This window comes from Bacillus sp. C1, assembly GCF_054570475.1.
Map to the genome: position 1 here is coordinate 1 of NZ_JBTMZT010000018.1, position 11,990 is coordinate 11,990.

Sequence of the window (11,990 nt, forward strand, 5' to 3'; positions counted from 1 at the left end):
GCCGCCAGCGTTCATCCTGAGCCAGGATCAAACTCTCCAATAAAGTTAGTTTGTCTAGCATCTAAAATAAAAATTGACGTTTCACGTTGTTTGTTTCGTTCAGTTTTCAAAGAACTCGTTTGTCGCTCATTTGCGACTCCCTTATGTTAACATCTTCATTTTTCAATGTCAACTAAGTTTTTAAAATTTGTTTTTTCGCTTTCTGCTAATTCGCATCAGCGACGGTTATTAATTTATCATATATTATCTACCCAGGTCAATACTTTTTAATAAAAAACTCTTTTTCTTACATAACGAATGCATTCTTCTGCATTTGCTATCCTTCGAAACAAACAAAAAAGAATTTTATATCGTTCTTCCATCGTCTTTTTTACCACATCATGTATTCGCTCATCTGCAAAATCAAATAAAAGCTCATCTAACTCCCTCTTCAATATATATTCCATTTCTTTCAGTTCTTCTTTTGTCAGCATAATCCCAAGCAAACTATCACCTCAACAATTACTTCTATATCTATATCAATACAAATTAGAATACACACTATATCATCCATTATATCCATTTCCTGCGATGTTAATCGTTCAGTTCTCTTTTCAACTTTTTTAGCATATAAGTAACTGAAAAGGATTGGACAAAGGGGCGGAGTATTATGTTTTTCTTTTTTACAACAAGTAAACGTAAATTTAAGCACATTAGTTTCATTATTGTACTTTCTTTATTTACAGCATGGCTTCTCTTTTTAAAGACATATTCTCATCAATCTGCTTTTTCAACTGCTACTGGTCCAAAAGTCATTTACAAAGGCGATATAGCAAAAAAACAAGTCGCGTTAACATTCGATATTAGTTGGGGAGATAAAAAGGCAATTCCTATTCTTGATACTTTAAAAGAAAGAGAAATTAAAAATGCGACTTTCTTCCTCTCTGCAGCGTGGGCAGAAAGACACCCCGATATTGTTGAACGAATTATACAGGACGGTCACGAAATCGGAAGTATGGGCTATAACTATAAATCTTATACTTCTTTGGAAGCGAACGAAATTCGAAAAGATCTTTTACGTTCACAAGATGTATTTACAAAGCTTGGCATAAAACAAGTCAAGCTCTTACGCCCTCCTAGCGGGGAATTCAACAAAACAGTTCTCAAAGTAACAGAGTCTCTTGGATATACTGTTGTACACTGGAGTAATAATTCAAATGATTGGAAAAATCCCGGTGTGAATACAATTGTATCCACAGTTTCTAACAATTTACGTGGTGGGGATATCATTTTATTACATGCTTCTGATTCGGCGCTTCAAACAAATAAATCTCTACCCCTGCTCCTACAAAAATTAAAAAGCGATGGTTATGGGCAAGTATCTGTATCACAACTTATTTCTAACACACACGCCAAAAGTAACGATATAAAATAAAGGTTTCTTCTTCTGCTTCCTCTCATTCACCTGAATTTCGAATTAAAGTCTTATTACTTATGCATAGCAAAGGGTACAACACCTTATATAAAAGATGTTGTACCCTTTGCTCTTTTTCTTAACTAACTGACTTACTTCCTCCCCCTATTAAACGATGTAATATAAGTAACTGATATGCATTACACAATAAAAGTGGTATAACCATCAAATATAACCAATCGGTATCATTAATCCGCAGCGCCGGCACCCATTCCAGAATTGTTACGACAACCATAAAAAACAAAGCTGGTATAAAAGCTTTTTTATTCGTTTCTTTACTCTTAATATAAGCTACAATCATCCCAAATAGAAACAATATTCCAGCTACAAGAATATTATTCCCAAACGTAACATCTCCATTTGCAACGAGTACTGATCTTAAATAAACGAAATCAAACAGTACAAATGCAATGAAAAAGAGCTGAACTGCGTTCCAAAGAGAAGAAGACCGGAACATTCCTAGCCCAAAACGATGAACTGTTAAATAAGCAAAAAAGCCCATTTGACTAATTACACTAAAAATAAAACCAACACCCAGTAACCAAAAAGAAATCATTAGAACTTCACCAACGTCGAAATTTTGAAAAAATTTAACGTACTTATCCCACCCAAGAATAAAACCAATAAGGATTGTACTAATCCCCCCAAGCAGCAATGTCGTTAAAAATAGTCGTACCCATTTTCGGCTATTCACAACCCATCCCCCATTATTGATATATTTCTACTTAAATTGTATCAATGACAATTTCAAAAAGCTAGTCATGAACATGTATAATTTCCTCTAAGATATTTATATTAAAAAAGAGAACTGTGTTGAAAGGAGCCCCAGCTAATGAAGCGGATGCTACTCGTTTTAGTTTCTTCACTCCTTTTTACTGCACTTGTCGCATGTGCACAAGAAAAAGAAGCGAAATCCGAATTAGATTACGATCAAACAAAAAAGATGATTGTCGATATTTTAAAAACTGATCAAGGAAAGAAAGCAATCCAAGATGTATTAACAGATGAAAAAATGAAACAGGCACTTATACTAGATGAAGCTGTAGTCAAAAAAACGATTGAAGATGCAATGGTATCCGAAAAGGGGCAACAGCTTTGGGAAAAATTATTTAAAGACCCTGAGTTTTCGGCAAAATTCGCTAAAGGTATTGAAAAAGAACAAACAGCTTTAATGAAAACACTCTTAAAAGACCCGGAATACCAAGCGGGCGTTATAGAAATTATGAAAAACCCTGAAGTAGAAAAAATCATGCTACAAACAATGAAAAGCAAAGAATATCGTCAATATTTACAACAAGTATTAACAGAGACTGTTGAAAGTCCACTCTTCCAAACTAAAATAATTGATATTATTAGCAAAGGTATTGAAAAAGCCGAAAAAAAAGGTGGAGCTGAGAAAAAAGAAAGTGGCAGTGGCGGCGACGGAGGATCACAAAACCAACAACAGGAACAAAAATAAAGCAAATCTCTACACATAATAAATCCCCTGCCTCTAGACGTCTAGAAGTAGGGGAACTATTTACTAGCGAAGTTTATTTTTGTTTAACTGATGTTCGATCAATCACTTGCTCAGCTATCGTTCGATAGATAACGCCTGTTTTATGAGTATCCTCATATACAGATGGTGCAAAGTCTTCTTTATTCCAATCTGGTTGCTGAAGCGGAATTCGGCCTAATACATCTGTTTGTAATTCTGCAGCTAATTTATCTCCTCCACCTTTTCCAAACACATATTCTTTCTCACCGGTTACTTTACTTTCAAAGTAAGCCATATTTTCAACAACGCCAAGAATACTATGTTCCGTGCGAAGTGCCATAGCACCTGCACGAGCTGCTACAAATGCCGCTGTCGGATGAGGCGTTGTTACAATAATTTCTTTACAAGATGGCAACATTGAATGAACATCTAAGGCTACATCTCCTGTCCCTGGTGGTAGGTCTAATACTAAATAGTCTAAATCGCCCCATTCCACCTCTGTGAAAAAGTGATTTAACATTTTACCAAGCATTGGCCCTCTCCAAATAACAGGAGCATTGTCTTCTACAAAGAATCCCATCGAAATTACTTTTACTCCTAAACGCTCTACAGGAATAATTTTATCGCCTCTTACGATTGGGCGTTTTTCAATCCCCATCATATCCGGTACACTAAATCCATATATGTCAGCGTCAATAATACCAACTTTTTTTCCTAAACGAGCTAAAGCAATCGCCAAGTTTACAGAAACAGTTGATTTACCAACTCCACCTTTTCCACTTGCAACTGCTAAAAATGTTGTTTTAGAATGCGGTGATAGTAAAGATTGACTTTCTTGTTCTTCCCTAGGCGGCGCAAACTGCGCTAGCTCGTCCTCTGTAAATTCAGCAAAACGTAAGCCAACCGTTGCTGCTCCAAGTTCTTTCACAAGCTTCACAATAGCAGCCTGTAATTGCATTTGTTCAGCTGTCCCTGCTTTTACAATTGCGATTTTCACACTGACATGCCCTTTCTCAGGCTTTACCGTCACCTCTTTAATGGCATTTGTTTCTTTTAACGTTTTATGTAGAAATGGATCAACAATCCCTTCAAGCGCCTCCACTACTTGCTCCTTCGTTACCATAATCAGCCCAGCCCCCTGTATGAAAAATAAAGTAATGCTAAATAAATTGGGTTTGTTTATTTTCAAAATAAATGCGTTTACATTTCCAGTATAACATATTTTCCGAAAACTTCGGTAACGAGAGGAATTCAAAAAACCCCCTTATTCAGGAGGGTTCCCTTTTTCCGTAAAATAACGAAGTATTCCGCGGTATATTGCTGCGGCCACCTTTTGCTGATATTTCTCCGAATTCAACATATATCGTTCATTTACATTCGATAAAAATCCAGCTTCAATTAAAGCACCCGGTGTTTTCGCATACTTAAGTAAATAAACATGAGGGATTGTTTTAGCGGAACGGTTTGTATTTTCTAGACTCGTTCGTAATTCAGCCTGTATAAACTTCGCCGCCCGTTCATTTTCAATTAAAGAACGATAGTAAAATGTTTGCGCACCTTTTGATCCGCTACTCGGCAAAGCATTTAAATGAATACTCACAAAAAAGTCCACATCAGGCTTATTAATAATTTCTACACGCTTTTTGAGATCCTCAGCTTTGCGCCTACTATATGACTTTGTATCTTTGTCTGCTAAATCATAGTCCCCTTCTCGCGTTAAAATAACTAACGCACCTTGCTCTTGTAAATAATCCTGTACCATTTTAGTAATTTCAAGTGTAATGTCCTTTTCTACAATATCTTTCCCACCAACCGCTCCTCCATCTGGTCCACCATGCCCCGCATCTAATACAATCACTTTCCCAGATAAGGGTAAGTTCCAAGCCCGCCACGACTTCGTAATTTGAAATTCTTGTTTCACCAAGAAAAACAGTACAACTGCAGCGAGCATAAAAGAGATAATTCGAATTCTCTTCATACCTTTCCTCCTCTAGCTAGTCCCTCTAATTACTTATATGGGACAAGAGGAAAGTTTATGCTTCTCTTCTTAATGAAGCTTTAAACGATATCTTCTTTCACCTTTTTCATACCCCTCACGCCACCATGAACTAATAAACTGTTCACATGATGTGTACAACAAATCCTCATCGCTCGGTTCTATCTCCCGCATGGTCATACTTGTTAAAAATTGAAACAACATTTCCGTTAATTGCTGTTCTTCTTCTAAAGCACGATATTTCACATCAAAAAAAGATTCACCATAGTATCCAAATTTACTATATCTTGCTCCTAATAAGTACGACTCAATTCCAAGTTCAATACAATAATCCTCATACTGCCTGTGCAGCTCTTTCATATCGAAAGCATCCCGAATATTAGATCGTAGCGTTTTTAATGATAATTCACGAAGCATCCTCCGTTCATATTTCAACTGCTTTTCTTTTTGTTTTTCTTGTAAGCTAACAATGACATTCATAGTACTTGAACCTCCCTAATACGTATTAGTCTAAACTTCTAAAGATGAAGCATACATAAGAAGGTAGCACTAAAATATTCCAAGACATCATACCTAAAAAAGAACATAAAACCTTTTTAGGTGGAAGCAAGTGAAAACAAAAAGAGCCTACGAATGCAAGCTCACAACAATGACTTATATGTTGAAAAAGCAAAAATAAGTTTATCCTGCAAGCTTACGGTGGATGATGAAAAACTCATTTTATATCTCCAATTAAGCATAATAAAAACCCCAGCCAAAAGACTGGGGTTTGAAGTTCACAAAAATTAACGTTTTGAGAACTGAGGTGCACGACGTGCGCCTTTAAGACCGTATTTTTTACGCTCTTTCATACGTGCGTCACGAGTTAATAGACCTGCACGTTTTAATGTTAGACGGTATTCTGGGTCAGCTTTTAATAAAGCGCGAGAAATACCGTGACGAATAGCACCAGCTTGACCAGTGTATCCACCACCATTTACGTTTACAAGTACATCGTAGTTACCTAAAGTTTCTGTTGCAACTAGAGGTTGTTTCACTACTTCACGTAATGCAGCAAATGGGATATAGTTTTCAAAATCACGACCGTTAATGATAACGCGTCCTTCGCCTGGAACTAGGCGTACGCGCGCTACTGAACTCTTACGACGTCCAGTACCATAGTATTGAACCTGTGCCAAAGTAAGCCCTCCTTTAATTGATTATCCGCGAAGTTCGTAAACTTCTGGTTTTTGTGCTTGGTGTGGATGCTCTGCTCCAGCATACACATTTAATTTTTTAGACACTTGACGTCCTAAACGTCCTTTTGGAAGCATGCCTTTAATTGCAAGCTCTAACATTTGTACAGGGTAGTTTGTACGCATTTCTAGAGCTGTTCTTTGTTTAAGACCACCTGGGTGGTTAGTGTGACGGTAGTAAATTTTATCGTTTAATTTATTACCTGTTAAATGAATTTTCTCAGCGTTAATAATAATTACATGATCACCCGTGTCAACGTGTGGTGTAAATGTTGGTTTGTTTTTACCACGTAAAATGGATGCTACTTCACTAGCAAGGCGACCTAAAGTTTGACCTTCAGCGTCAACCACATACCATTTACGCTCAACTTCGTTAGCTTTTGCCATAAAAGTCGTACGCATGTGTTTCCCTCCTCGTTATCTTTTCCATAGAAAAAATCTATTGTTTATCTTAAACACGATTTCCTTCCGGGGCTAATCGTGGTTTTAGAAACAATACCATATGTTATGATATCCTTTTGAGTTTCTAATGTCAAGCAAATGTTACACCAGGATTAGTTGTTATAGTTTACCTGCCATAAATAAAGTCCATGACCCGGAACCATCTTCCCAGCGAAACGCCGATCTTGTTTTGTTAAAATCTCTGGAATGCTGTCAGGATCCATTTTTCCTTGTCCTATGCTAAGCAGCGTTCCAACAATAATTCGAACCATATTATATAAAAATCCATTTCCTACAAAACGAAAAATTAACTCATCATCTTGTTCTGTTAAATCTATTTCATAAATTGTTCGCACTTTATCCTTTTTATCAGTTTTTGCCGAGCAAAAAGAAGTAAAATCATGCGTTCCAATAAAATGAGGAATCGCCTTTCTTATAGATTCTATCTGAATTGGATATGGATACTGGTATACATAATTTCTACGGAATACATCCGCATTTTTAGATAATAATACACGATAGCGATATTCTTTTTTCTTAACACCGTAACGCGCATGAAAATCTTCTGTTTTTTTCTCTACTTGTCTGACGACTATATCGTCCGGCAGCATTGTATTTAAAGCATTGCTCCATTGCCAGTCTTCAAGAGACAACGATGTGTCAAAATGAATCACCTGTCCTTTGGCATGAACAGTAGAATCTGTTCGTCCTGATGCTTGAACGCGAACAAGCTCTCCCTTATGCAATTTTTGCAGAGCGTTCTCTATTTCTTGTTGAACAGTACGATGCTGCGGTTGGATTTGATAACCGCAAAAATTGATACCATCATATGCAACTGTACATTTTATTCTTTCCATTTCTCTATTCTCCATTACAATCGCAACCAAGCTAGAATACACGCTAAACAAAGTAAACTTACTATTGTTAACGTATCACTTGTTTTCCAGCGTAGCTGCCTAAATTTAGAACGTCCCTCACCGCTTCGGTATCCACGTGCCTCCATTGCAATTGCTAAGTCCTCAGCACGCTTAAACGCGCTAATAAAGAGCGGTACAAGTAAAGAAATAACCGCCTTTAATCGATCTCTTATCGGACCACCAGAAAAATCAATGCCACGGGATGCCTGTGCTTTCATAATTTTACTCGTCTCATCCATTAATGTTGGGATAAAACGAAGAGAAATAGACATCATCAATGCGATTTCATGAACAGGAACCTTTATGCGCTTTAATGGCTTTAACAATGTTTCCATACCATCAGTAATCTCAATGGGTGTTGTCGTCAACGTTAATAACGTCGTCATTAAAATAATAACAAAGAAGCGTATAGAAATATATATTCCTTGCTCTAATCCTTTTTCATGTATAGAAAACCAACCAAACTGGAATAACACATCTCCTTCTTTATTTGTAAAAATATGCAGAAAAAATGTAAAAAGAAAAATCCATAAGATTGGTTTTAAGCCCGAAAGTACGTAACGAATCGGCACTTTTGCAAAAAATAAAGCAATGAGTGCATATAAAAATAAAACTCCATATGAAATCGCATTATTTGCTAAAAAGACAACAAATACATATAAAAAGACAATCAACAGCTTCGCACGTGGATCAAGTTGATGAACGAGCGACCTACCTGGAATATACCTCCCAATAATTAACTGCTGCATGATTCATGACCACCTTTTCGTAACACCTGTACAACTTCATGAGTCAGATCCTCTAAAGATAAGGTAGCCTTTGGAATCGTAATACCAAACTTCTCTTCAATTGCACGTTTATACTTTAAAGACATTGGAAGATCCACACCGATTTGTTCTAATTCATCTGCATGTAAAAATACTTCCTCTGCTGTTCCTTGCAAAAAGACCGTTCCTTTATGCATAACCACAATTTGATCTGCATATTTAGCAGCATCCTCCATATTATGAGTAACAAGGATGACTGTAAGCCCTTGTTCCTTATGAAGTTTATAAAACATCTCCATAAGCTCCTGCTGTCCCTTAGGATCAAGCCCTGCTGTAGGTTCATCTAATACAAGAACTTCCGGTTCCATCGCAAGTACGCCCGCTATTGCTACACGTCTCATTTGTCCACCACTTAACTCAAACGGAGAACGTGTTAATAATTCTGGATCTAATCCAACGAGTTCGATTGCATCTCTCGCCTTTTGTTTTGCTTTCTCTTCGGATACACCGAAATTTGAGGGGCCAAAGCAAATATCCTTTTCAACCGTTTCTTCAAATAACTGATGCTCCGGAAATTGAAATACAACCCCTACCTTTTTTCGCAGTGGCTTTAATTTCTTCACTTTCTTTTGCGAGGAAATCAAATGCTCTCCAATTTGGACTATGCCGTTTGTCGGCTGCAATAAACCATTTAAATGTTGAATCATCGTTGATTTGCCCGAACCAGTATGACCGATAATGGCATAATATCCCCCACTTGGAAACGACACGTTTACATCATAAAGCGCGCGTCTTTCAAATGGAGTTTTATATTGATAACGATGCTCTACTGTTTGGAATGTAATCTCCAAAGTTCGTTCACCAAGCTTTCCATTGTAAGATGCGTATTTTGCAGTAGGATTTCATTTCTTTTTAATAATTCTGCTATTTTTACTGAAAATGGTACATCTAGCCCGATTTCCCTGAGTGTATGAGAAGATTTAAAAATTTGTTCCGGCGTATCTTCCTCTAATATTTCTCCCTGATTCAAAATGATAACTCGGTCTGACTGTGCAGCTTCTTCCAAATCATGTGTAATTGATAACACGGTAATGCCTTTTGTATCAACAAGTTGCCTAACAGTTTCAATTACTTCACGTCTTCCTTGGGGATCTAGCATAGATGTCGCTTCATCTAATATTAAAATAGATGGTTGTAGTGCCAATATACCCGCAATCGCAACACGTTGCTTTTGTCCACCTGACAATGAATGAGGCTCTTCATCCAAATACTCTTTCATTCGAACCATCTCTAGCGCTTGATTCATCCGTTCTACCATTTGTGCCCGAGGCATTCCACTATTCTCAAGACCAAATACAACGTCGTCTTGCACTGTTGTCCCAACAAATTGATTATCTGGATTTTGAAATACCATACCAATCTGTTTGCGAATATCCCATACCGTTTCTTCAGATAAAATCATTGTATCGTTTACAATAACCGTTCCTGATTCCGGCAAAAATAAACCATTTAATAGTTTTGCAAGTGTAGATTTTCCTGAACCATTTTGTCCAATTACAGAGACCCATTCTCCCTCATACAAAGAGAACGATACGTCTTTTAATGCATAAGAAGTTGCCCCAGGATATTGAAACGATACATTTTGGGTTCGTAGTTTCTCTTTTTTCAATGTAAGGCACCCTCTCTCGTCATTACACCAAGTTAGCCTATTTTCTATATTTAAAAAAAAAGGGCCATGACCAGTTACTTGAAAAGAACTGTCCTGCCCTTTTAATTATCATTATACTAACTCGATAATTACCATTGGTGCTGCGTCTCCGCGACGTGGACCAATTTTTGCAATACGAGTGTATCCGCCTTGACGCTCAGCATAGCGTGGAGCTACATCAGCGAATAATTTTTGAAGTGCATTTTGACCAGTCTCAGCATTAGCAACTTCATTGCGGATGAAAGATGCAGCTTGACGGCGAGCATGAAGATCTCCGCGTTTACCTAAAGTGATCATTTTTTCCACTACAGAACGAAGTTCTTTTGCACGAGTTTCTGTCGTTTGGATGCGCTCGTTGATAATTAAATCAGTAGCTAAGTCACGTAACATAGCTTTACGTTGCGCACTTGTACGGCCTAATTTTCTGTATGCCATTCGTAGTTCCCTCCTTTGTTGATGAGTTTAAATCCTCAGTCGTCTTTACGTAAGCCTAAGCCTAATTCCTCAAGCTTATGTTTAACTTCTTCTAAAGATTTACGTCCTAAGTTACGAACTTTCATCATATCTTCTTCTGTTTTGTTCGCAAGCTCTTGTACAGTATTAATTCCTGCACGTTTTAAGCAATTATAAGAACGAACAGAAAGATCAAGTTCTTCAATAGTCATCTCTAGAACTTTTTCTTTTTGATCTTCTTCCTTCTCAACCATAATCTCAGCATTTTGTGCTTCATCAGTTAAACCAACAAAGATATTTAAATGCTCAGTTAAGATTTTGGCACCTAAAGAGATAGCTTCTTTTGGCCCGATGCTTCCATCCGTCCATACATCAAGCGTAAGCTTATCATAATTTGCCACTTGTCCGACACGTGTCTTTTCCACTTGGTAAGTCACACGTGATACTGGAGTATAAATAGAATCAATAGGAATAACTCCTATTGGTTGATCTTCGCTTTTATTTGCATCAGCTGGCGTATACCCACGGCCACGCTTTGCAGTTAAACGCACGCGGAAATGCGCATCCTTTGCTAACGTTGCAATGTATAAATCTGGATTTAAGATTTCAACATCACTATCGTGAGTAATATCAGCAGCTGTGACAATACCTTCGCCCTGTACATCGATTTCCAACGTCTTCTCTTCTTCAGAGTAGATTTTAAGAGCTAACTTTTTCAAGTTTAAGATGATCGTTGTAACGTCTTCTACTACGCCCTCAACTGTTGAAAATTCGTGTAATACGCCATCGATTTGGATAGCAGTTACAGCGGCACCAGGGAGTGAGGATAAAAGAATACGACGTAAGGAGTTACCCAAAGTAGTACCATATCCACGCTCAAGCGGTTCAATCACGAATTTACCATATTTAGCATCTTCGTTAAGTTCAACCGTTTCGATTTTCGGTTTTTCAATTTCAATCATTAACTAAACCCTCCTTCAAAACGTCGAAACCTCGGCCAAACAAAGGAAAAAACCTCTGTCTAGCCGAAAGTCCCCCTTAGGCAGTTCCCGATTGTGCACAACAAGCGATGTTTCTGTACGAAATTTCTCGATAATGCATCATATCCATTATAGACAAAAGGGAAAATTCTATACAGAAAAATTAAACACGACGACGTTTTGGCGGACGACATCCATTATGAGGAACTGGAGTAACATCTCTGATTGCTGTTACTTCTAGACCTGCAGCTTGAAGAGCACGAATTGCAGCTTCACGACCAGCACCAGGACCTTTTACAGTAACCTCTAAAGTTTTTAAACCGTGCTCCATTGCAACTTTAGCAGCAGTTTCAGCAGCCATTTGCGCAGCGAATGGAGTAGATTTACGAGATCCACGGAAACCAAGTGCACCAGCACTAGACCAAGAAAGCGCGTTACCGTGAGTATCTGTAAGTGTTACGATTGTGTTGTTGAAAGTAGAACGAATATGAGCTACACCAGCTTCAATATTCTTTTTCACACGTTTTTTACGAGTGTTTGTTTTACGTGCCATTGTTAGTTCA

General features: G+C 37.6%; 16 protein-coding genes. 2 read left to right on the forward strand and 14 right to left on the reverse strand.

The window, feature by feature from the left end; translation table 11 throughout:
* Nucleotides 1-266: 266 nt before the first annotated feature.
* Entirely contained in the window at nucleotides 267-485 is a 219-nt protein-coding gene (locus ACX5JI_RS24815) for a hypothetical protein (protein ID WP_459503651.1), read from the reverse strand.
* 164 nt (nucleotides 486-649) lie between these two features.
* On the opposite strand from ACX5JI_RS24815, the gene pdaB reads away from it, so the two are divergent.
* On the forward strand, nucleotides 650-1,414 hold the full coding sequence (gene pdaB / locus ACX5JI_RS24820) for a polysaccharide deacetylase family sporulation protein PdaB (RefSeq protein ID WP_459503652.1): 765 nt from the start codon (nucleotides 650-652) through the stop codon (nucleotides 1,412-1,414).
* A gap of 118 nt (nucleotides 1,415-1,532) precedes the next feature.
* On the opposite strand, the gene ACX5JI_RS24825 is transcribed toward pdaB, so the two are convergent.
* The gene (locus ACX5JI_RS24825) at nucleotides 1,533-2,147 is read right to left on the reverse strand and encodes a KinB-signaling pathway activation protein (RefSeq protein WP_459503653.1); all 615 of its coding nucleotides are present in this window, start codon (nucleotides 2,145-2,147) and stop codon (nucleotides 1,533-1,535) included.
* A 138-nt stretch (nucleotides 2,148-2,285) separates the two neighbouring features.
* Between ACX5JI_RS24825 and gerD the strand changes: the two genes are divergently transcribed.
* Entirely contained in the window at nucleotides 2,286-2,912 is a 627-nt protein-coding gene (gerD, locus tag ACX5JI_RS24830; RefSeq protein ID WP_459503654.1) for a spore germination lipoprotein GerD, read from the forward strand.
* A 73-nt stretch (nucleotides 2,913-2,985) separates the two neighbouring features.
* Here the strand turns inward: gerD and salA are convergent, their stop codons facing one another.
* From salA to rpsK, 12 genes are all read right to left on the reverse strand, one after another.
* Complete coding sequence (gene salA / locus ACX5JI_RS24835) at nucleotides 2,986-4,053, reverse strand: iron-sulfur carrier protein/transcriptional regulator SalA (protein ID WP_459503655.1); 1,068 nt, start codon at nucleotides 4,051-4,053, stop codon at nucleotides 2,986-2,988.
* Between the two features lie 141 nt (nucleotides 4,054-4,194).
* On the reverse strand, nucleotides 4,195-4,908 hold the full coding sequence (cwlD, locus tag ACX5JI_RS24840) for an N-acetylmuramoyl-L-alanine amidase CwlD (RefSeq protein WP_459503656.1): 714 nt from the start codon (nucleotides 4,906-4,908) through the stop codon (nucleotides 4,195-4,197).
* A gap of 69 nt (nucleotides 4,909-4,977) precedes the next feature.
* Nucleotides 4,978-5,406, reverse strand: coding sequence for a DUF2521 family protein (locus ACX5JI_RS24845; protein ID WP_459503657.1), 429 nt, complete (start codon nucleotides 5,404-5,406; stop codon nucleotides 4,978-4,980).
* A gap of 305 nt (nucleotides 5,407-5,711) precedes the next feature.
* The gene (gene rpsI / locus ACX5JI_RS24850) at nucleotides 5,712-6,104 is read right to left on the reverse strand and encodes a 30S ribosomal protein S9 (protein ID WP_000079986.1); all 393 of its coding nucleotides are present in this window, start codon (nucleotides 6,102-6,104) and stop codon (nucleotides 5,712-5,714) included.
* A gap of 21 nt (nucleotides 6,105-6,125) precedes the next feature.
* Entirely contained in the window at nucleotides 6,126-6,563 is a 438-nt protein-coding gene (gene rplM / locus ACX5JI_RS24855; protein ID WP_001260793.1) for a 50S ribosomal protein L13, read from the reverse strand.
* 152 nt (nucleotides 6,564-6,715) lie between these two features.
* Nucleotides 6,716-7,459 carry a tRNA pseudouridine(38-40) synthase TruA gene (gene truA, locus ACX5JI_RS24860; protein ID WP_459503658.1) on the reverse strand — a complete coding sequence of 248 codons (744 nt, stop codon included), beginning with the start codon at nucleotides 7,457-7,459 and terminating at the stop codon, nucleotides 6,716-6,718.
* Nucleotides 7,460-7,473: 14 nt separating this feature from the next.
* Nucleotides 7,474-8,268, reverse strand: a complete 795-nt coding sequence (locus ACX5JI_RS24865) for an energy-coupling factor transporter transmembrane component T family protein (RefSeq protein WP_459503659.1) — start codon at nucleotides 8,266-8,268, stop codon at nucleotides 7,474-7,476.
* On the reverse strand, nucleotides 8,256-9,137 hold the full coding sequence (locus tag ACX5JI_RS24870) for an energy-coupling factor ABC transporter ATP-binding protein (RefSeq protein WP_459503660.1): 882 nt from the start codon (nucleotides 9,135-9,137) through the stop codon (nucleotides 8,256-8,258). The genes ACX5JI_RS24865 and ACX5JI_RS24870 overlap by 13 nt, the downstream gene beginning before the upstream one ends.
* The gene (locus ACX5JI_RS24875) at nucleotides 9,113-9,955 is read right to left on the reverse strand and encodes an energy-coupling factor ABC transporter ATP-binding protein (protein WP_459503661.1); all 843 of its coding nucleotides are present in this window, start codon (nucleotides 9,953-9,955) and stop codon (nucleotides 9,113-9,115) included. Before ACX5JI_RS24875 ends, ACX5JI_RS24870 begins: the two co-directional genes overlap by 25 nt.
* A 111-nt stretch (nucleotides 9,956-10,066) precedes the next feature.
* Entirely contained in the window at nucleotides 10,067-10,429 is a 363-nt protein-coding gene (gene rplQ / locus ACX5JI_RS24880) for a 50S ribosomal protein L17 (protein WP_459503662.1), read from the reverse strand.
* 35 nt (nucleotides 10,430-10,464) lie between these two features.
* Nucleotides 10,465-11,409, reverse strand: a complete 945-nt coding sequence (locus tag ACX5JI_RS24885) for a DNA-directed RNA polymerase subunit alpha (protein WP_000569645.1) — start codon at nucleotides 11,407-11,409, stop codon at nucleotides 10,465-10,467.
* A 181-nt stretch (nucleotides 11,410-11,590) separates the two neighbouring features.
* Entirely contained in the window at nucleotides 11,591-11,980 is a 390-nt protein-coding gene (gene rpsK, locus ACX5JI_RS24890) for a 30S ribosomal protein S11 (protein WP_000101801.1), read from the reverse strand.
* Nucleotides 11,981-11,990: the final 10 nt, after the last annotated feature.

What these genes read in the sequence shown, in the direction of transcription:
- pdaB (WP_459503652.1), top strand. Translation starts at nt 650, where the DNA reads ATGTTTTTCTTTTTTACAACAAGTAAACGTAAATTTAAGCACATTAGT.
- gerD (WP_459503654.1), top strand. Translation starts at nt 2,286, where the DNA reads ATGAAGCGGATGCTACTCGTTTTAGTTTCTTCACTCCTTTTTACTGCA.
- salA (WP_459503655.1), bottom strand. Translation starts at nt 4,053, where the DNA reads ATGGTAACGAAGGAGCAAGTAGTGGAGGCGCTTGAAGGGATTGTTGAT.
- cwlD (WP_459503656.1), bottom strand. Translation starts at nt 4,908, where the DNA reads ATGAAGAGAATTCGAATTATCTCTTTTATGCTCGCTGCAGTTGTACTG.
- ACX5JI_RS24845 (WP_459503657.1), bottom strand. Translation starts at nt 5,406, where the DNA reads ATGAATGTCATTGTTAGCTTACAAGAAAAACAAAAAGAAAAGCAGTTG.
- rplM (WP_001260793.1), bottom strand. Translation starts at nt 6,563, where the DNA reads ATGCGTACGACTTTTATGGCAAAAGCTAACGAAGTTGAGCGTAAATGG.
- truA (WP_459503658.1), bottom strand. Translation starts at nt 7,459, where the DNA reads ATGGAAAGAATAAAATGTACAGTTGCATATGATGGTATCAATTTTTGC.
- ACX5JI_RS24865 (WP_459503659.1), bottom strand. Translation starts at nt 8,268, where the DNA reads ATGCAGCAGTTAATTATTGGGAGGTATATTCCAGGTAGGTCGCTCGTT.
- rplQ (WP_459503662.1), bottom strand. Translation starts at nt 10,429, where the DNA reads ATGGCATACAGAAAATTAGGCCGTACAAGTGCGCAACGTAAAGCTATG.
- ACX5JI_RS24885 (WP_000569645.1), bottom strand. Translation starts at nt 11,409, where the DNA reads ATGATTGAAATTGAAAAACCGAAAATCGAAACGGTTGAACTTAACGAA.
- rpsK (WP_000101801.1), bottom strand. Translation starts at nt 11,980, where the DNA reads ATGGCACGTAAAACAAACACTCGTAAAAAACGTGTGAAAAAGAATATT.